The 23,211-nt window shown below is 64.5% G+C and carries 20 protein-coding genes and 1 pseudogene; 11 read left to right on the forward strand and 10 right to left on the reverse strand.

The window, feature by feature from the left end; translation table 11 throughout:
* Positions 1-2 precede the first annotated feature (2 nt).
* From WDM24_RS02540 to WDM24_RS02550, 3 genes are read right to left on the reverse strand one after another with little or no spacing between them, the layout of a single operon-like run.
* A complete protein-coding gene (locus WDM24_RS02540) occupies positions 3-983 on the reverse strand; it encodes a Gfo/Idh/MocA family oxidoreductase (protein ID WP_338694932.1) in 981 nt (326 codons plus the stop codon).
* Positions 980-1,867, reverse strand: coding sequence for an NAD(P)-dependent oxidoreductase (locus WDM24_RS02545; RefSeq protein ID WP_338830335.1), 888 nt, complete (start codon positions 1,865-1,867; stop codon positions 980-982). Before WDM24_RS02545 ends, WDM24_RS02540 begins: the two co-directional genes overlap by 4 nt.
* A 19-nt stretch (positions 1,868-1,886) precedes the next feature.
* Positions 1,887-2,846, reverse strand: coding sequence for a Bug family tripartite tricarboxylate transporter substrate binding protein (locus WDM24_RS02550; RefSeq protein ID WP_338830336.1), 960 nt, complete (start codon positions 2,844-2,846; stop codon positions 1,887-1,889).
* 134 nt (positions 2,847-2,980) lie between these two features.
* On the opposite strand from WDM24_RS02550, the gene WDM24_RS02555 reads away from it, so the two are divergent.
* From WDM24_RS02555 to WDM24_RS02565, 3 genes are all read left to right on the forward strand, one after another.
* Positions 2,981-3,370, forward strand: coding sequence for a carboxymuconolactone decarboxylase family protein (locus tag WDM24_RS02555; protein ID WP_338830337.1), 390 nt, complete (start codon positions 2,981-2,983; stop codon positions 3,368-3,370).
* Positions 3,371-3,442: 72 nt separating this feature from the next.
* Positions 3,443-4,804 carry an adenylosuccinate lyase family protein gene (locus WDM24_RS02560; RefSeq protein ID WP_338830339.1) on the forward strand — a complete coding sequence of 454 codons (1,362 nt, stop codon included), beginning with the start codon at positions 3,443-3,445 and terminating at the stop codon, positions 4,802-4,804.
* Between the two features lie 117 nt (positions 4,805-4,921).
* A complete protein-coding gene (locus WDM24_RS02565; RefSeq protein WP_338830340.1) occupies positions 4,922-6,178 on the forward strand; it encodes an aminopeptidase in 1,257 nt (418 codons plus the stop codon).
* A gap of 178 nt (positions 6,179-6,356) precedes the next feature.
* Here WDM24_RS02565 and WDM24_RS02570 read toward each other — a convergent pair whose 3' ends face one another.
* The 3 genes from WDM24_RS02570 to WDM24_RS02580 are packed head-to-tail and all read right to left on the reverse strand — an operon-like array spanning position 6,357 to position 9,220.
* The gene (locus WDM24_RS02570) at positions 6,357-7,289 is read right to left on the reverse strand and encodes a GNAT family N-acetyltransferase (RefSeq protein WP_338830342.1); all 933 of its coding nucleotides are present in this window, start codon (positions 7,287-7,289) and stop codon (positions 6,357-6,359) included.
* An 11-nt stretch (positions 7,290-7,300) separates the two neighbouring features.
* Positions 7,301-8,359: an amidohydrolase family protein gene (locus WDM24_RS02575; RefSeq protein WP_338830343.1), complete on the reverse strand. Its 1,059-nt coding sequence runs from the start codon at positions 8,357-8,359 to the stop codon at positions 7,301-7,303.
* Positions 8,360-8,404: 45 nt separating this feature from the next.
* On the reverse strand, positions 8,405-9,220 hold the full coding sequence (locus WDM24_RS02580; RefSeq protein WP_338830344.1) for an MBL fold metallo-hydrolase: 816 nt from the start codon (positions 9,218-9,220) through the stop codon (positions 8,405-8,407).
* A 174-nt stretch (positions 9,221-9,394) separates the two neighbouring features.
* Here WDM24_RS02580 and WDM24_RS02585 point away from each other — a divergent pair, with 174 nt between their 5' ends.
* Together WDM24_RS02585 and WDM24_RS02590 are read left to right on the forward strand one after the other, a co-directional pair.
* A complete protein-coding gene (locus WDM24_RS02585) occupies positions 9,395-10,333 on the forward strand; it encodes an alpha/beta hydrolase (protein ID WP_338830345.1) in 939 nt (312 codons plus the stop codon).
* A 69-nt stretch (positions 10,334-10,402) separates the two neighbouring features.
* Positions 10,403-11,178, forward strand: a pseudogene (locus tag WDM24_RS02590) (IS5 family transposase).
* A gap of 86 nt (positions 11,179-11,264) precedes the next feature.
* Here WDM24_RS02590 and WDM24_RS02595 read toward each other — a convergent pair.
* Positions 11,265-12,785 (reverse strand): permease, encoded by a 1,521-nt coding sequence (locus tag WDM24_RS02595; RefSeq protein ID WP_338694948.1) that lies wholly within the window; start codon positions 12,783-12,785, stop codon positions 11,265-11,267.
* Complete coding sequence (locus WDM24_RS02600) at positions 12,782-13,534, reverse strand: ABC transporter ATP-binding protein (RefSeq protein ID WP_338830346.1); 753 nt, start codon at positions 13,532-13,534, stop codon at positions 12,782-12,784. The genes WDM24_RS02595 and WDM24_RS02600 overlap by 4 nt, the downstream gene beginning before the upstream one ends.
* 293 nt (positions 13,535-13,827) lie before the next feature.
* On the opposite strand from WDM24_RS02600, the gene WDM24_RS02605 reads away from it, so the two are divergent.
* The 6 genes from WDM24_RS02605 to WDM24_RS02630 all read left to right on the forward strand — a co-directional run bounded on the left by WDM24_RS02605 (position 13,828) and on the right by WDM24_RS02630 (position 20,718).
* Complete coding sequence (locus WDM24_RS02605) at positions 13,828-14,703, forward strand: branched-chain amino acid ABC transporter permease (protein WP_165126793.1); 876 nt, start codon at positions 13,828-13,830, stop codon at positions 14,701-14,703.
* Between the two features lie 9 nt (positions 14,704-14,712).
* Positions 14,713-15,861, forward strand: coding sequence for a branched-chain amino acid ABC transporter permease (locus WDM24_RS02610; protein WP_338830347.1), 1,149 nt, complete (start codon positions 14,713-14,715; stop codon positions 15,859-15,861).
* Positions 15,858-16,616, forward strand: coding sequence for an ABC transporter ATP-binding protein (locus WDM24_RS02615; protein ID WP_338830348.1), 759 nt, complete (start codon positions 15,858-15,860; stop codon positions 16,614-16,616). The genes WDM24_RS02610 and WDM24_RS02615 overlap by 4 nt, the downstream gene beginning before the upstream one ends.
* A gap of 10 nt (positions 16,617-16,626) precedes the next feature.
* Complete coding sequence (locus WDM24_RS02620) at positions 16,627-17,406, forward strand: ABC transporter ATP-binding protein (RefSeq protein ID WP_212012716.1); 780 nt, start codon at positions 16,627-16,629, stop codon at positions 17,404-17,406.
* Positions 17,407-17,545: 139 nt separating this feature from the next.
* Positions 17,546-19,384: an AMP-dependent synthetase/ligase gene (locus WDM24_RS02625; RefSeq protein ID WP_338830349.1), complete on the forward strand. Its 1,839-nt coding sequence runs from the start codon at positions 17,546-17,548 to the stop codon at positions 19,382-19,384.
* Between the two features lie 134 nt (positions 19,385-19,518).
* A complete protein-coding gene (locus WDM24_RS02630; RefSeq protein WP_338830350.1) occupies positions 19,519-20,718 on the forward strand; it encodes an ABC transporter substrate-binding protein in 1,200 nt (399 codons plus the stop codon).
* 167 nt (positions 20,719-20,885) lie between these two features.
* Here the strand turns inward: WDM24_RS02630 and WDM24_RS02635 are convergent, their stop codons facing one another.
* Together WDM24_RS02635 and WDM24_RS02640 are read right to left on the reverse strand one after the other, a co-directional pair.
* Entirely contained in the window at positions 20,886-21,638 is a 753-nt protein-coding gene (locus WDM24_RS02635; protein WP_338830351.1) for a transglutaminase-like cysteine peptidase, read from the reverse strand.
* 287 nt (positions 21,639-21,925) lie between these two features.
* Positions 21,926-22,872 (reverse strand): IS630 family transposase gene (locus tag WDM24_RS02640; protein WP_166081867.1). Its coding sequence is split into 2 segments (ribosomal slippage): positions 21,926-22,533 and positions 22,533-22,872, totalling 948 coding nucleotides; the frame shifts between segments, so codons are not numbered across the junction.
* Positions 22,873-23,211 lie beyond the last annotated feature (339 nt).

Here is a 23,211-nt window from a genome sequence, read left to right on the forward strand (position 1 = left end):
GGTCACTGGTATGCCATATGGCAGGCGGCCGGGTGTCCTGTCTGCATCGACTGCAGTGCGGCCTCGAATGCAGCGAGCGTTGCCAGCACATCTGCCTCCGGCACCGGGAACGGCTGCTTGCCCTCGACCGCGTCGGCAAAGGCGGAAAGTTCCGCGGCGAGCGTGTCGACCGCCGGATAGCGTGTCGTCGCGGGCGCCTCGCCGGATTTCCGCAGCACCATCGTCACCTCGTCGAGCACTTCGGCAGATCCCTTCGTTCCGAACACATGCACGCGCCAATAGAACGGTGTTGCGCGGATTGTCGCAAGGGTTGCGCTCACGCCATTCACAAATTCAATCGCCAAGGTTGCAGTGTCGAGCGGCGGCGGTCCGGCCTCGCGCGCACTCAACCGGGCATAGACCTGGCGTGCCGGGCCGAGCAGGCTGACGAAGCCGTCGAGCACATGCAGTCCGGCGCCGGTCAGCCCGCCGCCGGGCGACTCTTCGGGCGACAGCCGCCAGCCCTGCGTGATGGTCTGCGAGTTCTCGTTGCTGTTGTGGCCCTCGACATGCAGGATCGTGCCGAGCCCGCCACCGGCTGTGATCGCGCGCAGCGCCCGCATCGAGGGCCAGAACCGGCGATTATGCCCGACCGCGAGCAGCACGCCGGCGTTGCGGCAGGCCGCGAACATCTCGGCGGCGTCGTTGCGCCGAAGCGCCAGCGGCTTCTCGCAAAGCACCTGCTTGCCGGCCGCGGCGGCCGCGATCACTTGGCTCCGGTGCAGCGAATGCGGCGTCGCCAGCAGCACGGCGTCGATCTCGGGCGCGGCGAGCACGGCCTCCAGGCTCGTCGCGGCGGACAGGCCATGAGCCGCGCAAAAATCGGCGGCGCCGGTGATGTCGGGTTCCACCGCGCTTGTGATCCTGAGCCGCGGCTCGTTCTGCGCGGCCTCGACCAGCGCGCGGCCCCAGCGGCCGAGGCCCACGATCGCACAATTGATCATGAATGCCCCTCATCCCGGCCGCGCCCGGCACGGATCGCCTCGATCACGGCGGCGCTGTCGCTCTCGGGGCCTTCGAGCGCGATCGCCGCGCGCAGCAAGTCGGCCTGCACTGAGGTTAGCGGCAAGGCAAGGCCGTGCCGGCCGGCCTCCTGCAGGATCAGCTCGGCATCCTTCAAGGTCTGCGCGATATGCGATTGCGGCGAGAAATCGCGCGCCAGCATTTTCGGTCCCTTGCTGTCCATTACCCTGGAATATGCCGCCGATTGCCGCGCCGTCGCAAGGAACGTCGCGCCGTCGAGGCCGAGGCTCTCGGCAAAGGCGATGCCCTCGGCCAGCGCGGCGCGGTTGTTCTGCAGGATCAGGTTGATGGCGAGCTTGGTGCGGCTCGCATTGCCGATCGCACCGACATTGATCCGCTGCGGGCAGAGAATATCGAGCGTCGCTGCGGCAGCTTCGATGACATCGGCATCGCCGGCGACCAGCGCGGTGGCGGTGCCGGCGCGGACCTCGGCGCTGGTGCCCGAGATCGGCGCCTCGATCAAGGCAAGGCGCGAGCGCGCCGCGAATTCGGCGATCACAGCGATCTCGCCCGGCGCGCAGGTGGTGGTGCAGATGACGAGCGGCGGCACCGCCGCGTTGGCGAGGTCCGGCAGCAATCCCTTGACCTGGGCCGCGTCGTACACCGCGATGACGATGGTCCGGCAGTGGGCCGCCACATCGGCGGCGAAGGCGGCGAACTCGGCGCCGCTGGCCCTCAAGCCGTCGTTCTTCGCGGCATCGATGTCGAAGCCGATTACGCCGACGCCGGCGTCGATCAGCCGCGCGGAGAGGGCCGATCCCATCAGCCCCAGGCCAATCATGCCAACAGGTGTCTCGCGAGCCATGATGCGACAGAGCTCTCGTCTATTGCGGCTGGATGCCGGCCGCCTTGACCTCCGCCGACCAGCGCACGACCTCGCTCCTGACGAAGGCGCCGAACTCGGCGGGCGCCAGCGGCGCCACGATCACGCCGACATCGGCGAGCTTCTTCTTCGTCTCCGGCATTGCGAGGTACCTGGCGCATTCGGCGTAGATCCTGTTGACCACCGGCTCCGGCGTGCCGGCCGGCGCGAACAGCCCGTACCAGATCGTGGCCTCGAAGCCGGGCATCGCTTCCGACAGCGCGGGCAGGCCCGGGGTGAGCTCGTTGCGGGTCGCCGACGTCACGCCGATGCCACGCAAGGTGCCACCCTGCATCTGCGGGATCGCGACCGAGAAATCGCCGAACGTCAGGTCGATCACCCCCGCCATCACGTCGGTCATCGCCTGCGGCACGCCGCGATAGGAGGCTGCGATCAACGACAGGCCGCCGCGCGACTGCAGCTGTGCGATCGAGATCTGCGACGCGCCGGAGCCGTAACCCGCGGTCAGATTGGGAGTAACCTTGGCGTAAGCGAGGAACTGCGGCAGGTCCTTGGCCGCAAGCTTCGGGTTGACCAGCAGCACCATCGCCGTCGTGGTGGTGCGGATGACGGGCGCAAAATCCTTCACCGGGTCGTAGGGCAGGCTCTTGAGCGTCGCGACGTTGCTGGCATGCGTCGTGTTGGTGCCCATCAGCAGCGTGTAGCCGTCGGGCGCGCTGCGGGCGACTTCCTGGGCGCCGATGCTGCCGAGCGCGCCGGCGCGATTCTCGATCAGCACGGTCTGGCCGAAGGCGTCCTGCAGATGCTGGCCGACCAGCCGCGCGACATTGTCGGGGCCGGCGCCGGCCGGGAAGGGCACGATGATCTTGAGCGGTCGTTGCGGGAAGCCGTCCGCCGCGAGAGCCGGCAGGACCGGAAGTGCCGAGAGCAGGACGGCAAGCAGCCCCAGCCGTAACTTCATTCCGGTCCCCTCCCGTGTCTGCTTTGATAAATTTATACGGACAAACACGTCAGAAATGCAAGCAGCGGGCCTATCGCAATATTGAGGCGCGCCATAATTATCCGTATAAATAGCCCATACAGGGGAGCCAGACGATGGTCGACATCAGCGATCTCCATGCGCGCGGGCTGCGGCGGCGTCAGAAGATGTTCGGCGAGGACGATGTCGCCAAGCGGATGGCGGCCGCGGGCGATTTTGGCACGCCGCTGCAAAACATCATCAATGCTTATGTCTATGGCGACGTCTGGGAGCGCAGCGGCCTGTCCGACCAGATCCGCAGCCTCGTGATGCTCGGCATCACCGCGGCGAGCAGCAAGCCGGCCGAGTTCCGCGTTCATGCCAAGGGCGCGCTGGCCAACGGCTGCACCGCCGCGCAGGTGCAGGACGTGCTGCTGCTGGTCGCGATGTATTGCGGCATTCCGGCTGCGATCGAGACCAGCAAAATCGCAGCCGAGGTGTTCGGCGAGGTGCCTGCGGAGGGGTAGGGCGCAGGCCTGCGCCGTGATAGGGACGTTGCCGACTGCGATCGGCAACAGGATGCGCCCAAGGATCTGTCCATGTCCGGCTTCCCCGCTTCGACCACCGTGCTCGATTCCGTGCTGTTTCGCGATGCCTTCGGCACAAGCGAGATGCGCGAAGTGTTTTCCGATCTGCGGCTGATCTCCCGTTATGCCGAGGTCGAAATCGCGCTGGCCCAGGCCGAAGCGCGCTGCGGCGTGATCCCGGCGGAGGCTGCCGAGGAGATCGCCGGGCGAACCGATGTCGCCGCACTCGACTTCGACCTGCTGCGGCAGGAGACCGATATCGTCGGCTACCCGATTCTGCCGCTGGTGCATCAGATGGTGAAGCAGTGCGGCGAGGCTGGCCGCTACGTCCATTGGGGTGCCACCACGCAGGACATCATGGACACCGCCGTCGTGCTGCAGCTGCGCGACGGCCTCAAGATCGTCGAAGACGACATTGCCGCGCTGCGGGGCATCCTCGCCGATCTCTCGAAACGCTATCGCGACACGCCGATGGCCGGCCGCACCCATCTGCAGCAGGCGCTGCCGGTGACCTTCGGCTACAAGACCGCGATCTGGCTTGCCGCCTTCGATCGCCACGCCGCGCGCTTGGCGGAGCTGAAGCCGCGCGTGTTGGTCGGCCAGTTCGCCGGCGCCGCCGGCACGCTGGCCTCGCTCGGCGACAAGGGATTCGAGGTCCAGAAGGCGCTGTGCGAGGAGCTTGGCCTCGGCGTGCCCGTCTCGACCTGGCATGTCGCGCGCGACGGGCTGGCGGAAGCGGTGAATTTCCTGGCGCTGGTTACGGGAACGCTCGGCAAGATCGCGCTCGACATCATGATCATGGCCTCGACCGAGTTCGCCGAGGTCTACGAGCCGTTCGTGAAGGGCCGCGGCGCGTCCTCGACCATGCCGCAGAAGCGCAACCCGATCTCGTCGGAGCTGATGCTCGCCGCCGCCAAGGCGGTGCGTCAGCATGCCGGCCTGATGCTGGATGCGATGGTGCAGGATTTCGAGCGCGCCACCGGCCCGTGGCACGCCGAGTGGATGGCGATCCCGGAAAGCTTCGTGCTGACCGCAGGCGCTCTGCACCAGGCCAAATTCGCGCTTGGCGGCCTGATCGTCGACGAGAAGCGGATGGCCGGCAATCTCGACATCAGTCGCGGGCTGATTGTGGCTGAGGCCGTGATGATGGGGCTGGCACCCGCGATCGGCCGGCAGGAAGCGCATGATGTGGTCTACGACGCCTGCCGTGTTGCCAACGACAAGGGTCTGACGCTGGCCGAGGCGCTCGCCGCGGACGATCGCGTCGCAAGCCGGATCGATCGGGCGACGATTGATCGCCTCACCGCGCCGAAAAACTATCTCGGCCTCGCGCCCGAGATGGTCGACCGGGTGCTTAATTCAGTGAAGCGGTAAAATTCGAGGCAATTGCTCGCCGTCGCGTGATCGGGCGCGGCGGGCGGGAACCTTGCGAATGCGGATCGAATTGGACTACGAATCCCAAAACCCTCAAACGACACGGCCGGACACTTCATGACCGCACATCAACGCAATCTTTCCGCCTCGATCGATCCTGTAAAACTCGATCGGCTCGCCGAAGTCGCGATCAAGGTCGGTCTGCAGCTGCAGCCGGGGCAGGATCTGCTGCTGACGGCGCCCTCAGTGGCAATGCCGTTGGTGCGGCGGGTCGTGGAGCATGCCTACAAGGCCGGCGCCGGTATCGTGACCCCGTTCTTCTCCGACGAAGAGCTCACGCTGGCGCGCTACCGCCACGCCAACGATGCGAGCTTCGATCGCGCCGCGGGCTGGCTTTACGAGGGCATGGCGAAGGCGTTCGGCGCCAACACCGCGCGGCTTGCGATCGTCGGCGACAATCCGATGCTGCTGTCGGGCGAAGACCCGGCGAAGGTCGCGCGTGCCAGCAAGGCCAATTCGATCGCCTACCAGCCGGCGCTGGAGAAGATCGTCAATTTCGACACCAACTGGAACATCATCGCCTATCCGAGTGCGTCCTGGGCGAAGCAGATGTTCCCCGATGATGCCGAGGACGTCGCGGTCGCCAAGCTGGCGGATGCGATCTTCGCCGCGTCACGGGTCGACCAGGACGGCGCCGTCGCCGCCTGGGACAAGCACAATGCCAGACTGCGCGAGCGCACCGACTGGCTCAACGGCCAGCGCTTCCATGCGCTGAAATATTCCGGTCCGGGAATGGATCTCACGATTGGGCTCGCCGACGGTCATGAATGGGAAGGCGGCGCCTCGACCGCCAAGAACGGCATTGTCTGCAATGCCAACATCCCGACCGAGGAAGTCTTCACCACGCCGCACTGCCGGCGCGTCAGCGGCCACGTCGTCAGCTCCAAGCCGCTGTCCTATCAGGGCACGCTGATCGACAATATTTCAGTCAAGTTCGAGGAGGGCCGCATCGTCGAGGCCAAGGCCTCGCGCGGCGAGGAAGTCTTGAACAAGGTGCTCGACACCGACGAGGGCGCGCGCCGCCTCGGCGAGGTCGCGCTGGTGCCGCATTCCTCGCCGATCTCGAAGAGCGGGCTGCTGTTCTTCAACACGCTGTTCGACGAGAATGCCGCCTCGCACATCGCGCTCGGCCAGTGCTATTCAAAATGCTTCGTTGGTGGCGACAAGTTGACGCCTCAGCAGATCGCCGAGCAGGGCGGCAACAAGAGCCTGATCCACATCGACTGGATGATCGGCTCGGCCCACACCGACATCGACGGCATCCACGCCGACGGCCGCAGCGTGCCGGTGTTCCGGAAGGGCGAGTGGGCGTAGGGCGCGGCTGACCCAGCTTACGGAGCTCAGTCCCGTCATCCTGAGGTGCGAGCTCTTGCGAGCCTCGAAGGATGGACGGCCCGGATAGGCGGCGCGGAGAGAGCACGGCCGTTCGCCCTTCGAGGCTCGCTCCGCTCGCACCTCAGGGTGACGGCGATAGATTTGTATTCAGGGTAGGCTAACCAAGCTTCCGCTCGCGCGCGGCGATCAGCTCGCGGCGCGGGGCGCTGAAGCGGCAGGTCTCGTGCTGCGGCCGGAAGCCGAGCCGGCGGTAGATCTTCAGCGCGGGCGCGTTGCGGCTCGAGACGTTGAGCCAGCAGGGATGCTCAACCGATACGTCGTGTGCGCTCAGCACGCGATAGACCAAGAGCTGGCCGAGCCCGCGTCCCTGCCGCGCCGGGTCGACGGCGACCGATTCGATCCACATCGAGTTCCGCTCCGGCTCGGTCAGGCAGAATCCCGACACCTGCCCATCCTCCGACGCGATCCAGACCTCGCTCTCGGTCAGCACCTGCGCCATCTCCTCCGGTGAATACAGGCGGAATGCGGCGTCCGAGGCATAGGCGGCATTGTGGATGCGTGCGACCTCGGCCGCGCAAGCGGTGACGTCGGTCACCTGCTCGATGGTGGCGCGGGCGGCCGCAAGCGTACGGGCCGGTTGCAACGGCTCGACGCACTTCATCCCGATCTCGGACTCGACATGAACAAAGCCGAAGGCGGTCACGAAGGCCATTCCTGCCGGCCAATCGCTGCTCACCAGCGTCTGCACGGTGAGATCGGGATCGGCATCGATCGCAAGGATGTCGTCGATCAGCGCGAGGCCGATCCGGCGGCGGCGCATCTCGGGCGCCACGACGATCTTGAGGAACCGGGAATGATGCGCGCCCTGGTCACGCAACGAGGATTCGGCGAGGCCGACGAGCCGGCCATCCCGCTCGGCAATACGAAAGTCGCGCCCGCCACGGTTCTGCGGCAGCTTCAGGAACTGGTCCCATTGCGGCAGCGTGACAGGTCCCAGCCGCGGTTCCACCGCAGCTGCCTTCGCGTAAAGTGCGACCACCGCTTCCGCATCAGCCTCGCGAAGCGGTCGGATGGTGATGCCGTCATCCATGAGTCGAGAGCTTACCCGATATCGAGCCGATAGACATCCTTTGCCGTCTTCGAGAACAACGCCGTCTTCTCGGCTTCGCTATATTGTGAAGCAAGCCGTTTAAAGGTGTTAAAGATCACCTGGTAACTGCACTGCCCCTTATCAGGTGGGAAGTTGCTCTCGAACATGCAACGGCTTGGGCCGAAGGCCTCGACGCAGGTTTCCACATAGGGCCGCCAGGCGGCGGCGAGTTCCTCCGACGACGGCGGCCGGGGGCGGAGGTGGAAGTCGTAGCCGAGCAGGCACATTGCAAGCCCCCCGAGCTTGACCACGACGTTCGGGCATTTGGCGATCTCCTGGATCGACGCCTTCCAGACCGGAAAGGTCTCCGCGCGCTTGCCGGCGAACCGGCCGGTGCCGACCGGGCCGCCGCAATGGTCGAGCACGATCCTGGTGTCGGGGAAGGCGCGGGCGAGGTCGGTGAGCTCGCCGATCTGCGGGTGGAACAGCCAGGCGTCAAAGCTGAGACCGAGCGGCGCCAGGCAGGCAAAGCCCTTGCGGAAGGTGGAATCGAGCAGAATTCCCTTCGGCCGGTTCGCATACATGTGGGCGACGTTGGGGTCCTCGTCCCAGGCCGAGGAATGGCGGATGCCGCGGAACCGGCCGTTGCCGGCGGCGATCTCCGCCTCCAGCACCGCCTTGGCCTGGTCGCCGATCAGAAGATTAACGTGGCTGACGATGCCGGCGCAGATCGCGGCCTTGCCGTAGCCGCCGCTCGCCGCCATCGCCGCGACGCCGTTGGCGAACTCGACCTCGCCGACCGGGCGGAACGCCTCCGGGCCGTCGGCGCGATACATCGACCGGCAATCGACATAGACGGTGGCAACGATGTTGTGGCCGGAGGCGATGTCGTCGCGCATCTCCTCGATCAGATAGCGCAAGCCCCCGCGGTCCCAGAGATGGTGATGCGGATCGACGATCGGCCGGTCAGGATCGATGATCTCCTCGGCATATTGGGCGAGCCAGTCCTCGCGCGGATTGGCATAGAGCCCGCTGGCGGAGGCGGGCAGAGTGCTGGTGCTGGTGGCCATCGATTCTTCACTCCCGTTTGGTTTTGCTTCTTCTTGTAAGAGACTTCACACCCCGTCGAGGATGATCACCGTCGGCGTCGCGGGCAGGGTGTCGCGCGAAATTCGCAAGGTGCGCTCGCCGCCGCGGCGGTCGATCTCGAATTGCTGGCCGATCAGGCGCATGAACTCGTCGAGCGGGGTCGCGAAGCGGTGCATCGGCAGCACGACGGCGGCACGCAGCCGCTTGGTGATCTCGGAGACGCCGTCGAGCGACATCGTATAGGTGCCGTCGATCGGCACCATCACGATGTCGAGTCGGCCGATCGCGGCAAAATGGCTGTCGTCGAGCTTGTGATGCAAATGGCCGAGATGGCCGATGCAGAGGCCGGCGACCTCGAAGATGAAGATCGAATTGCCGTCCTTTATCATCTCGCCACCAGAGTCCTCGCCCCAATAGCGGCGAATATCGGTGGTGACGTTGCGGATGTAGACGTCGCCGATCCGCATCGCATAATGCGCGGCCTCGCCCTTCTCGCCCCAGCCATGCAGCACGTGGGGAATCCTGGGGTCGGGGAACAGCGTGTAATGCGTCGCGTGGGCCCGGTTCATCGTCGCGACATCGGGCAGCCGCCCGGCCTGATAGACGCCGTTGTAGTCGGTCGCGATCCGGATACCGCCCGGCGTGTCGATGTAATAGGTCGAATGGCCGGCATAGGTGATCGCGACCTCGTCGGCCTTGGCCGCGACGCGCCGGTAGTTCACTGGGATGGCGCGCGGCGGGGCATTCGCCATCGCCAGGCATTCGCTGCGCTGGGCGTCCTGCGCGAAGGCGTGGCTGGTCAACGTTCCGAGCAGGACGAGTGCGGCGAGCAATCTCAGCATGACCTGTTCCGTCTGCGGCGGTATCCGCGGCCGCGAGACTATAGCGCAATTGGCGTGCCGTCATGATGAGACCGGCGCATCGCTCCATGGCGCTGGCTGCAACACGATCCGGGGGATTAATCCGGCAGGACGCGCTACCATGTCGACCAGATCTCAGCGATCAGGGAGTTATGCGTGACTGACACTGCCCCTACGCCGCGCGCATCATCGACCAAGCGGCTCGAGCCATTGCGCCATGTCGACGCAGGCGTGCTCAACATCGCCTATTACGAGGCCAGCCCCGCCGACGGCCCGGCGGTGATGCTGATGCACGGCTTTCCCTACGACATCCACTCCTATGTCGACGTCGCCCCACTGCTGGCGGCGCAGGGCTGCCGCGTCATCGTGCCCTATCTGCGCGGCTACGGGCCGACGGTGTTCCGCGACAAGGCGACGCCGCGCTCGGGCGAGCAGGCAGCGGTCGGCGCCGACATGATGGCGCTGATGGATGCGCTCGGCATCAAGCGCGCGGTGTTCGCCGGCTACGATTGGGGCGGCCGCGCTGCCTCGGTCGGTGCCGCGCTCTGGCCGGAACGATGCATCGGGCTCGTCTGCACCAATGGCTACATGATCCAGGACATTGCACATGCGATGGTGCCGGCGCGGCCGGATCACGAGGCGGCGCTCTGGTATCAATATTACTTCCAGCTCGAGCGCGGGCGCGCCGGGCTTGCCGCCAACCGGCGCGGCATCGCGAAGCTATTGTGGTCGCAATGGTCGCCGAGCTGGGCGTTCGACGAGGCCTGCTTCGAGCGCAGCGCGATCGCGTTTGACAATTCCGGTTATGTCGACGTCGTGATCCACAGCTACCGGCATCGCTTCGGCCTCGCCGATGGCGATCCACAATATGCGGAGGTGCAGCGTCGGCTGGCCGCATTGCCGGTGATTGCGGTCCCGACGATCTCGCTCGACGGTGCCGACGACGGCGTGACGCCTGCGCGCGACGGCGGCGCCAGCGCGGCAAAATACACCGCCCGCCGGGCGCATCGCGTGATCCCGGGCGCCGGCCACAATCTGCCGCAGGAAGCGCCGGAGGCGTTCGCCGCGGCGGTGATGGAGCTGGTGAAAGGCTAGGTGGTGTGGACTCTAAGGATTCCCTTTTAGGAGCAAATCAGATTCAAGGCTGCTTTTGGGGAGGCCGCCTTGGGTGTGATGGACCGTTTGGTATTGAGCGACGCGGCGTGGGAGCGGATAGCGCCGCTGATCATAGGGCGCCCCGATCAGAAGGGCTCCACCGGGCGCGACAACCGGATGTTCGTGGAAGGTGTGCTGTGGATCGTGCGTACGGGGTCTCCCTGGCGCGATCTTCCGGAGGTGTTTGGGGACTGGAACAGCGTGTTCCGGCGCTTCAGTCGATGGAGCATCAAGGGTGTTTGGTGGCGGATCTTCGAGGCGATGTCCGATGATCCGGACTTCGAATATCTGATCGTCGATTCCACCATTGTTCGGGCGCATCAGCACGCCGCCGGCGCCAAAAAGGGGGGTCTGAAGATCAAGCGGAAGATCAAGCGATCGGCCGCTCGCGCGGCGGCCTGAGCACCAAGATACACATGGCCGTTCGAGGCTTGGGATGTCCGGTGCGGTTCACGCTTACCGCAGGTCAGAAGGGCGATGCACCGCAAGCCGCCGCATTGATCGAAGGCTTATCCGCCGAGGTCGTCATGGCCGATACGGCCTATGACGCCGATCACTTGCGCCAGGCCATCGCCGCCAAAGGCGCGCTCGCCGTGATCCCCAACAACCCGTCACGCGCGCTCAAATATCCACTCGACAAGCATTTCTATGCCCAGCGTCATCTCGTCGAATGCTGCTTCTCAAAGCTCAAGCAGTTCCGCCGCGTTGCAACCCGCTTCGAAAAGACCGCCCGAAATTACCTGGCCGTCGTCACTCTCGCAGCCATCGTCTTATGGATGCGATAAGTGTCCACACCACCTAGAGCGTTTTCGAGCGAAGTGGATACCGGTTCGCGTGAAGAAAACGCGTCAAACTAGAATCTACCGCGGTCTCACGCGCGCCGCGGGCTGATCTTCCAGGCGATGACGAGCGTCAACAGCGTCAGAATGCCGCTGACGAGCGCGGCCGACGGGATCGTCAGGACGAGCGCTGCGGTTGCCGCCCAGCCGATCGAGGAGAAGGCCTCCGCGAAGGTCGCGATGCGGGAGGAGGTCTGGCGCCGGCGGAACTGGCTGCGCTTGGCCTGCGCGCGGAACCAGAGTTGAATCCCGGCGGCCGATGCGGTCGCGATGACGATCGCGATCGCGGTGACCGCGGCCTGCTGCGGCGAGGCAAATGCCAGCGCGGCCACCAGCGGCGCGAAGATGGCGGCGATCGCGATCAGCACGACCTCGACCTTGGCGCGGGTCACGCGCGACGGCGGCAGCGGCGCGGTCGCCACCAGATCGGGCGCGTCCTCGCCCGAGATAGTCAGCCAGGCAAGCCCGCCGGCGAGCTGGCCTGCGGCCATCACGATGACGGGCGTGATCAGCACGATCGCGGTCGAGGTGCCGGAGAAACTGCGCCACAGCATCAGCGCCGGCGGCACCAGATATAGCATTTGCATCAGGGTCTGCGAGAGCAGCCACGGATCGCGGCGCAGCAGCAGAAACTCCTTGCGCCGCAGCGCCTGCTGGCGCGAGCCGGAGCGGAACGCGCGGGCGCGCCCCCGCGTCACCGCGGCCGGATTGGCGGCGACGCTCGCGACGGTGTCGGCAAACCGTGGTGCGAACACCGCCATCACGACGCCGAGCATCACCAACGCCAAGGCGAGCAGCAGCATCATGATGTCGAGATCGCCCAGCGATGCCCGCGCCGGCCACCACAGCAGGCTGTCGGGGGCGGGGGCAATTCGCGCCGCGGTATCCGAGGTCAGGAAGGCAAAGCGCGACAGCGTGCCGTAGGACAGCACCGCGACCACCTGCAGGGCGATAACGAAGCCCGCGCCGATCACGGCGGAGACGATCTGCGCCACCAGCCGGGTCCGGCTCGGCCCGATCAGGCGAAACAGGAAGGCGGTGACGGCGATCGCGGCAGCCGCCGCCGACAGCCCGATCGCAAGGACGACGCCGAAGCCGGCGAGCCAGCGCGGGCCGCCGAGATAGACCAGCACGTCGACGAATGGCGTCGACAGCAAGAGCGCCATGCTGCTCACCGTCAGCGCGATCGCGGCGATCCGGATCGAGAAGATGTTGGTCAGCTTCGCCGGCGACGACATGATCAAATCGAGATCGGCGCGGGCATAGAACACCCGCGTCACCGACTCGATCGCCTGCGACAGCATCAGCGCCCAGGACAGGAAGATCGTCGCGGTCAGCACGATCAGCGACGACGGGTCGAGCGGAAACCGCAGGTCGACATAGCGGGCGACCACGGCATAGGCCGGCAGATGCAGGATCGCTGCGAACAGCAGCAGGCCGATCACGGCGCGGTTGCGCCGGCGTCGGCCGCCGGTCATCATCGCCAGCCATTCGCGCCAGGCCAGGCGGAATTCGTGGCGGACGAACCAGGTGAGATGGGCGGTCGAGCTCACGCCGCCGCCGCCTCGGTGTCGACCAGCGCGATGAACATGTCCTCGAGGGTCGTGTCATTACGGCCGTTCCGCTCGCGCAGCTCGGCCAGCGTGCCCTCGGCGATCAGCCGGCCGGCCGCGATCACGCCGATGCGGTCGGCCATCCGTTCGGCGACTTCGAGAATATGGGTCGTCATGATCACGGTGCAGCCTGCGCGGACACGCTCCTGCAGCAGGCCCTTGACGTGACGCGCCGACAGCGCGTCGAGGCCTGTCAGCGGTTCGTCGAGAATGATCAGGCGGGGATCGTGCACCAGCGCGCCGGCGAGCGCCACCTTCTGGCGCATCCCCTTGGAGAAGCCTTCGCAGCGCTGGTTGAGATGCGGCTCGAGCCCGAGCGAGGCCAGCAGATCGCGGGCCGACAGCTCCGACGTGCGGGGGGCGATGCCCCAGAGGCCGGCGACGAATTCGAGATATTCCAGCGGCGTCAGCTTGTCATAGATCATCGGCTCGTCGGACACCCAGGCCATGATCTGCTTGGCGGCGACCGGATCGGCCAGCGCATCGATGCCCAGGATCGACACCGAGCCGGCATCGGGCCGCAGCAGGCCCGCCACCATGCGCAAGGTCGTGGTCTTGCCGGCGCCGTTCGGCCCGAGCAGCGCGTAGAATTCGCCGACACGGATGGTGAGATCGAGCGCGTCGACCGCCGGGCGGTCAAAACGCTTGGTTAACCCTCGCACGGCGAGTGCCGACAGTTCGGATGTCATGGTGTGGTGGCGATCCGGGATTGCGCTCTTCGGTTGCGTGAGCTTGGACAAAAACCGTTTCGGTGCGGTGAATCACGCAGGACAAATCGAAGCTGATGTCCGTATTAGTCCGTGCTGCGGCATTTATCCGCAAATGTGATGATGCTTACGGATCAAGGGTTTGTTGACAGGGATCGGGCCTTTTGGCTCAATCGGGGCGGACATAGGCAGCTTTCAGCGCTTCCGACACAAGGGCGCGAAGGCGGGATGCAACGAGCGATCGGAAAGAATCGCCGGGCATCGGGGAGGGAAGGATGCTGGACTTTGTTCAGCAGCTCGTCAGCGGCATCGCGCTCGGCTGCGTTTACGGCCTGATCGCGCTCGGATTCGTGCTGGTCTACAAGGCAACCGAGGTCGTCAATTTCGCGCAAGGCGATTTGATGATGCTGGGCGGCTTTTTCGCCTTCACCTTCATCGGCATGCTCGGGCTGAATTACTGGGTCGGATTCGCCGGCGCGGTGATCTGCATGGCGTTGTTCGGCATGCTGGCCGAGCGGGTCGTGGTGCGGCCGATCCTCGGCTATCCGCAATTCTCCATCATCATGGCGACGATCGGGCTCGGTTATTTCCTGCGCTCGATCACCGGCATGATCTGGGGCACCGACGACTTCAAGATCGAAACCCCGTTCAGCCAGGGCGTCTTGAGGATCGGCAGCCTGGTGCTTGCCTATGACAAGCTGTCGGTGATCGCGGCGACCATCATCCTGTGCGCGCTGCTCTATCTGTTCTTCAACCGCACCACGCTCGGCACCGCGATGCGCGCCAGCTCCGAGAACATGCTGGCTGCCTATTACATGGGCATCCCGGTCAAGCGCGTGGTCTCGATCGTCTGGGCGATCTCGGCGGCGGTGGCGACCTGCGCCGGCGTGCTGCTGGCGCCGATCACCTTCATCCATTCCAATGTCGGGCTGGTGCTGGGGCTGAAGGCGTTTCCGGCCGCCGTGCTCGGCGGCTTCGGCTCGATCCCCGGCGCGGTGGTCGGCGGCGTCCTGATCGGCGTGATCGAGAGCATGGCCGGCTTCTATCTGCCGCAGGGATGGAAGGACGTCGCGCCCTACATCGTGCTGCTCGCGGTGCTGCTGCTCAAGCCCGAAGGCCTGTTCGGCCTTCACGTCCGCAAGAAGGTTTGAGGAGCGAGGATGCGGTTTCTCTTCAAGACCAATTATGAAGACGACATCAGGCTGTTCCCGCATTCGGGCTATGTCTATTCCTACGGCCTGTTGCTGGCGGTGCTGCTGATCGCGCCTTACGTGCTCTCAAGCTACCTGATGAGCCAGCTCGTCTTCGTCTGCATCTATGCGACCGTCGGCGTCGGGCTCTTGATCCTGACCGGCTTCACCGGACAGGCCTCGCTCGGCCACGCCGCGTTTCTCGCGATCGGCGCCTACACCGCGGCCTATCTGCAGCAATTCAACGTGCCGTTTGTCTACTTCCTCGCCGCGGGGCTATTGACCGGCGTGGTCGGCGCGCTGGTCGGATTTCCGGCGCTGCGGCTGCAGGGCATCTATCTGGTGATCGCGACGATCTCGTTTGCCTTCATCGTCGAGGAAATCCTGGCGCGCTGGGAAAGCGTGACCCATGGCAATGAGGGCATGCGGGTCAAGGCCATACAGTTGTTCGGCACCACGATGTCGCGCGACGGCCCGACTTTCTATTATCTCTGCCTCGCGGTGCTGGTGCTGACCATCGTCGGCACGCTCAATCTGCTGCGCTCGCCGACCGGCCGCGCCTTTGTCGCGATCCGCGACAGCGAGACCGCGGCGCGCAGCATGGGCATCAATGTTGCGCTCTACAAGGTGAAGTCGTTCGCGATCTCGGCGGCGATCACCGGTTTTGCCGGCGTGCTATTCGCCCACAAGCTCTCCTTCATCTCGCCCGAGATGTTCACGCTGCAGCTGTCGATCGAGTTCATCATCGTGATTCTGATCGGCGGCACCTTCAGCCTGCATGGCGCGGTGCTGGGCGCGATCTTTCTGGTCATGATCGACCCGTTCCTGACCTATCTGAAGGACGACATGCCCGGCGTGATCGCAGGCATTGCCGCAACCCTCGGCGCCGGCACGGAGCGCGCCGGACATATCCAGGACGCGGTCGCAGCCTTTGCCTCCGCCAACGGCCTGAAGGGCGCGATCTACGGCGTCATCATCGTGGTGTTCGTGCTGTTCGAGCCGTTGGGGCTCTATGGCCGCTGGCTCAAGATCAAGCTCTTCTTCCAGCTGTTCCCGCTCTACAAGCGCGCGACCTTCAAGCGGCAGAAGATCTACGTGAAATCGGAGCGGAACCGATGAGCTATTTTCGCGCCGAGAATCTGTCGTTGCATTTCGGCGGCCTGAAAGCGGTCGACGCCGTCAGCTTCGCGGTCGAGAAGGGCGAGATCATGTCGATCATCGGGCCCAATGGCGCCGGCAAAAGCTCGATCTTCAACCTGATCTCTCGGATCTATCCGCCGACCTCGGGCAGGATCTTCTTCGAGGATCAGGACATCACCCAGGAGCCGGCCTACGATATCGCAAGGCTCGGCATCGCCCGCACCTTCCAGAACATCGAGCTGTTCGAGAATGCCACCGTGCTGAGCAATCTGCTGGTCGGCCGCCATCGCCATTCCACCACCCAGCTCTGGCAGGAGCTGCTGTTTCTGCCGAGCGTCCGCGCCGGCGAGAAGGCACATCGCCGCCGCGTCGAGCAGGTGATCGAATTCCTCGATCTCGAGCCCTACCGCGACAAGCTGATCTCGGGCCTGCCTTACGGCGTGCGCAAGGTGATCGAGCTGGCGCGGGCGCTCTGCTCGGAGCCGAAGCTGATCCTGCTCGACGAGCCGTCCTCGGGCCTCAATGTCGAGGAGACCGACGACATGTCGTTCTGGATCCGCGACATGAAGAGCGAGCTCGGCATCACGGTCTTGATGGTCGAGCACGACATGACGCTGGTCAACCGGGTCTCCGACCGCGTGATCGCGCTGAACTATGGCCGCGTGCTGGCGATGGGCTCGCCGTCGGAGGTGCAGCACCATCCCGACGTTGTCGCAGCGTATCTCGGCGCATGAGGATGATGCCATGAGCACATCAGACATCATCCTGAAACTCTCCAATATCGAGAGCTATTACGGGCCGATCATGGCGATTCGCGGCATTAGCCTCGAGGTGCCGCGCGGTCAGATCGTCACGCTGCTCGGCGCCAACGGCGCCGGCAAAACCACGGTGCTGAAGACGATCTCCGGCATCCTCGATCCGCAGAAGGGCACGATCGAATTCCTCGGCAAGCCGATCCAGCGCATGGAGGCCGACCGCATCGTGCGGCTCGGCCTGAGCCATGTGCCGGAGGGGCGGGAGGTGTTTCCGTTCCTGTCGGTGCGCGAAAACCTGATGATGGGCGCCTATCTGCGCAAGGACCGCGACGGTGTGGCGCAGGACCTCGAGCGCGTCTATGGCTATTTTCCACGGCTGAGGGAGCGGCTCGGCCAGCCGGCCGGGCAGCTTTCGGGGGGCGAACAGCAGATGCTCGCGATCGGGCGGGCGCTGATGAACCGGCCGACGCTGCTGCTGCTCGATGAGCCGTCGCTTGGGCTGTCACCGATCCTGGTGAAGGAGATCTTCACCATCATCCGCCGCGTCAATGAGGAGCAGGGCATGTCGATCCTGCTGGTCGAGCAGAATGCCAAGATCGCGCTGGAGACCGCGCATTACGGCTACGTGCTGGAGATCGGCCGCGTGGTCATGAACGACACCTGCGAGCGGCTGATGAATTCGCCTGATATCCAGGAGTTCTATCTCGGCGCCAAGGAAGCGGGCGCGCGGGGCGAGCGGCGCTGGAAGAAGAAGAAGACTTGGCGTTAAGGAAGATTTGGCGGTGAAGGTCAGCGCCAGGAAGGTTTGGCGTTGAGAGCGAGTTGGAGCTAGATTTCAGGCCTGTTGCACGAACAAGACCGGCACGAAGGCCCGGCACGTGAGACAGGCGGCAGAGGAGGGAGCGCGCATGGCAGGACCAGCGGTGCTGACGGTTGCCGACACGATCGCGAGGAGCTTTCTGCTCGCGGTACAGACGCGTGGCGACCGGCCCGCGATCCGCGAGAAGAAGTTCGGCATCTGGCAGCCGACCAGCTGGCGCGAGTGGCTGCAGATCTCCAGGGATATCGCCTTTGGCCTGCATGCGACCGGCTTCCGCCCCGGCGATGTCGCCTCGATCATCGCCAACGCGGTGCCGGAGTGGGTCTATGCCGACATGGGCATCCTGTGCGCCGGCGGCGTCTCCTCCGGCATCTACCCGACCGATTCGGCGGCGCAGGTCGAATATCTCGTCAATGATTCCGGTACACGGGTCATGTTCGTCGAGGACGAGGAGCAGCTCGACAAGGTGCTTACCTGCCGGTCGCGCTGTCCGACGCTGGAAAAGGTTGTGGTCTTCGACATGGAGGGCCTGAGCGGCTTCTCCGATCCAATGGTGCTGTCGCTTGCCGAGTTCACCGCGCTCGGCCGCAATCATGCGCAGGGCAATGACGCCTTGTGGGATGAAATGACCGGCAGCCGCACCGCCTCCGATCTCGCGATCCTGGTCTACACCTCGGGCACCACAGGCCCGCCCAAGGGCGCGATGCATTCCAACCGCAGCGTGACGCACCAGATGCGCCATGCCAACGATCTCTACCCCTCGACCGACAGCGAGGAGCGGCTGGTGTTCCTGCCGCTCTGCCACGTCGCCGAGCGGGTCGGCGGCTATTACCTCTCGCTCGCGCTCGGTTCGGTGATGAATTTTGCCGAGAGCCCGGAGACGGTGCCGGACAATCTGCGCGAGGTGCAGCCGACCGCGTTCCTCGCGGTGCCCCGGATCTGGGAGAAGTTCTATTCCGGCATCACCATCGCGCTGAAGGACGCGACCCCGTTCCAGAACTGGATGTATGCCCGGGCGCTTGCGATCGGCAACCGGATGACCGAGTGCCGGCTGGAGGGCGAGACGCCGCCGCTGTCGCTGCGGCTCGCCAACCGCGCGGCCTACTGGCTGGTGTTCCGCAACATCCGCCGCATGCTCGGGCTCGACCGCTGCCGGATCGCGCTGACCGGCGCGGCGCCGATCTCGCCGGATCTGATCCGCTGGTATCTCGCGCTCGGCATCGACATGCGCGAGGTCTACGGCCAGACCGAGAATTGCGGCGTCGCGACCATGATGCCGGCGGAGCGGATCAAGCTCGGCTCGGTCGGCAAGGCCGCGCCCTGGGGCGAGGTGATGATCTGCCCGAAGGGCGAGATCCTGATCAAGGGCGACTTCCTGTTCATGGGCTATCTCAACCAGCCGGAGAAGACCGCCGAGACGATCGACGCCAAAGGCTGGCTGCACACCGGCGATGTCGGCGCGATCGACAATGAAGGCTATGTCAAGATCACCGACCGGATGAAGGACATCATCATCACCTCCGGCGGCAAGAACATCACGCCGTCCGAGATCGAGAACCAGCTCAAATTCTCGCCCTACGTCTCGGACGCGGTCGTGATCGGCGACAAGCGGCCGTATCTCACCTGCCTGATCATGATCGATCAGGAGAATGTCGAGAAATACGCCCAGGACCAGGACATCCCCTTCACCAATTACGCGAGCCTGTGCCGTGCCCGCGAGATCCAGGACCTGATCCAGCGCGAGGTCGAGGCGGTGAATACGAAATTCGCCCGCGTCGAGACCATCAAGAAATTCTACCTGATCGAGCGACAGCTCACACCCGAGGATGAGGAGCTGACGCCGACCATGAAGCTGAAGCGCAGTTTTGTGAACAAGCGCTATGCGACCGAGATCGACGCCATGTATGGCGCGCGGGCGGTGGCATAGAGCATGATCCGGAAAAGTGTGAAGCGGTTTTCCGAATAGATCATGCTCAAGAATAGACGCGACGACGGACTTGGCGAAGGAGCGAGCAGGCCCGACCCTTCGCTCAACATGGGCCACTGAAGGAGGAGACTGCAATGTCGAAATCGCTGAAGGCGCTGGGCCTTGCGGTGAGCGCGCTGGCGCTGACCTGTCTGCCGGCCGCGGCCCAGACCAAGGTCACCAATGAAGGCATCTCGCCGACCGAGATCGTGATCGGAACGCATCAGGACCTGTCCGGCCCGATCAAGGTCTGGGGTGTTCCGGTGTCCAACGGCATGAAGATGGCGGTGGAAGAGATTAATGCCAGCGGCGGCATCAACGGCCGCAAGATCAAGATGATCCTGGAAGACAACGGCTACGACCCGAAGAAGGCCGTGCTGGCCTCGCAGAAGATGGTCGAGCGCGACAAGGTGTTCGCGATGATCGGCCCGATGGGCTCGCCGACCGTGCTCGCCGCGCAGGACATCCTGTTCGATGCCGGCGTGCTGCAGCTGTTCCCGCTGACCGCCGCCGAATTCACCTTCAAGTTCGATCCCGCCAAGCCGCAGGAGCGGCTGAAGTTCAACAACCTCTTGCCCTATGTCGAGAGCACGCGCGCCGCGCTCAAATACATGATGGACTGGAAGAACTTCAAGAAGCCCTGCATCATGCATCAGGACGACGAGTATGGCAAAAACGTGCTCGACGGCTTCACTCAGCAGCTCGGCGCGATGAAGGTGCAGCCGGCCTCGGTGACGAGCTACAAGCGCGGTGCCTCCGACTTCTCGGCGCAGGTCGCCAAGATGAAGTCCGACGGCTGTGACCTCGTCATGCTCGGCACCGTGATCCGCGAGACCATCGGCGCGATGAACGAGGCGAAGAAGCTCGGCTGGGACGTGACCTTCCTCGGTGCTACCCCGACCAACGTGCTCGAAGTGCCGGCGCTCGGCAAGGAGGCCGTCGAGGGACTCTACGCGGCGTCAGGCTTCGAGATTCCCTATGAGGACACGGCCAAGGGCAAGGTGAAGGACTGGCTGCTCAACTACAAGAAGATGTTCAACTCCGACGCCAACACCCAGGCGATCATCGGCTATAACGCGGTGATGACCTTCGCCTTCTACGCGCAGAAGGCGGGCAAGGATCTCACCGGCCAGAAGATGCTGGACGCGCTGGAGTCAGGCGACAAGTTCCTCGACATCTTCAGCTCGCCGCCGACCAAGTTCTCCAAGACCGATCATCTTGCCAACACCATCACGCAGGTCCAGCAGGTCAAGGGCGGCCGCTGGGTGCTGGTGAAGGACAATTTGATGTTCTGAGCGGCGGTCCAGAATTCCAACTGGCCGTCATTGCGAGCCACCCGGTCGGCGCGAAAGCCCGCCGGATGACAGGCTCCGCGAAGCAATCCATACCTCCCGAGCGGAAATGTGGATTGCTTCGTCGCTTCGCTCCTCGCAATGACGGAAGCGAATTTCGATCGCTTGGTTCAATGCACCCGACCCGCCGGCCGCCATGCGGCCTCGGCGACGAGCGGCGCATCGACATATCGGCTGACGCCATACTGGTCGATCACGAAGGTCGGCCGAAAACTCCTGATGTCGCTGTCCTCGATCATCGCCATGCGGCGGTTGTCGAGCGTCAGCCAACGGCCGTCGAGCCGCGCCGCCATCACGGCATGGTCCTCGCCGCCGATGAGGTCATGCATGACGACGATCCGCAGATCTTCCGGCGCGACGCCGGCGATGCGCAGGGCCACGAATTTCGCGATCGCATAGTCCTCGCAATCGCCGCTGCCGCGGGCAAAGGTGGCGAGCGGCGTCGCCCAGACGTCGGGCTCGCCATAGGTCGCAAGATCGTTTCCCGGGCGGATCGCGAGGTTGATCGCGCGGTTGATCGCACCGAGCCGGGCGCGGCCGTCGCGCGCCCGTCCGGCATCGACGATCGCGAGGAAACGCAGCGCCTCCGGCGATGCACAACCGGTGCGGTCGCCTTCACAGATGGCGAGCTGCACCAGCTCGTCGGCGAGCTGGCGCTGCACGCCGCGCCATTTGTCGTGCAGGCCGCCGTCGGCAAGCAGGCTGGTGGCCAGGCCAAACGGCTCGGTCGATTGTCTGAACAGCGTTGCCGGGCCGGGCGAAAGCAGCGAAGCGGCATTGAGCTCGGCGACCGGCGCGGCCAGCGCCAGGCCGATGCCCAGCGTGACGGCGCGCAGCGCAAATGAGCGAAGCGAGAATCCCATGTGACACCCCCTGTCCGCTCTTCGGCGGGTGGATGCTGCACCGCGCACGCGACCGGATCGTTTCATGCCGTCCAGCATGGCAAGCGATCCGTTCGAATCGATTTAAGATGTGGGGAAACCGGACAAGAGGCTGAAGGGCGCGTGGGCCGGGTCCCGAAAACTTTACCGGTTTGTGAAACGAACCGGCGAACCTTTATCCACCGTCTTCCGTCTCATGCTTGCCTCCTGGTTAACCGGCCGGTCCGCGCGCGGGACTGCTGTGATTTGTAAGCTAGAGCGTTTTCCGATCACGTTGCGTCGTAACCAGCCGCGACGAGATAATTTTGACATTCCTCGGGTGAGAAGCGTTTGAGAGCGTTGGCGATTGCTTGCCAGAGATCGGGCATGGTGCGCGCTGCGGCGGCCCGCAACAGCGCTTTCAGTTTGGAGAAGGCCATTTCAATCGGGTTGAAGTCTGGACTGTAGGGCGGAAGATAGAGCAGGCTAGCTCCGACCGCCTGGATGGCCTCTCGAACGCCATGGACCTTGTGAGCGGGCAAGTTGTCCATGATAACGGTATCGCCCGGCCGCAGCGATGGGGCGAGCAATTGCTCGACGTAGGCCAGGAAAGCGTCGCCATCCATTGGACCGTCCAGAACAAGCGGCGCGATCAGACCGTCGGAGCGCAATCCAGCGGTGAACGTCGTCGTCTTCCAATGTCCGTGTGGGATAGCTGCACGACATCGCTCGCCGCGTGGCGAGCGCCCGTAACGCCGCGCCATTTTGGTGTTGGCGCTGGTTTCGTCGATGAAGACGAGACGCTCAGGGTCAAGGTCGATTTGCCCTTCGAACCACTCCTCACGTGCGGCATTTATATCGCCGCGCCGTTGCTCGGCGGCGTGCGCTGTCTTTTTTTAAGTGTGATCTTTCTGCGCTGGAAAAAACGCCAGAGCGACGCGATGCCAGTCGATATTCCACGACGTTTCAACAGTTCTCGCAACTCGGCAAGCGTGATATCCGGCCTCGCTGTCACCGCCTCCAGAATCAATTGCGAATGCGCTTCGATGCGCTGCGATTTGCGGTCACCGCCCTGGCGTTTAGGAACGATGTCGCCAACTTTCTTGAGGCGACCGCGCCAGCGGATCGCACTGGCCGCGCTGACACCAAAGCGCTCAGCAGCCTGTCGACAGGACATGCCACCGTCAATCGCGGCTACCACCCTTTGGCGAAGATCAACCGAAAGCGCCCTGGCCATACATGCTGGCCTCCCTCGCCAGCATGCAGCTTGAATCTGACTCGCGCCGTTTTGGGAATCCCCACCCGATTCTTTCCGGTCGGAAAATGCTCTAACTCACAGCTTTGGCCGGGAATTTGGAGTCAAATGCCCTCTCGGGGCTGCGGGGAAATAGAGGCAAGTACAGAAATGCCGGTCAATACCACGAATACGTGGTCAAATACGTATCTTGGCTGCAATCCCACCTTATGGTACCGTCTTACAAATCAGAACTACACCACTCATACAAGAGTGAGCCAAGTCACACCCGCTCAAACGGCGCGATCGAAGCACCTTGCGCAAGCACAGGACAGTTTCGTC

Source organism: Bradyrhizobium sp. 27S5, assembly GCF_037217225.1.
Taxonomy (GTDB): Bacteria; Pseudomonadota; Alphaproteobacteria; order Rhizobiales; family Xanthobacteraceae; genus Bradyrhizobium; species Bradyrhizobium septentrionale.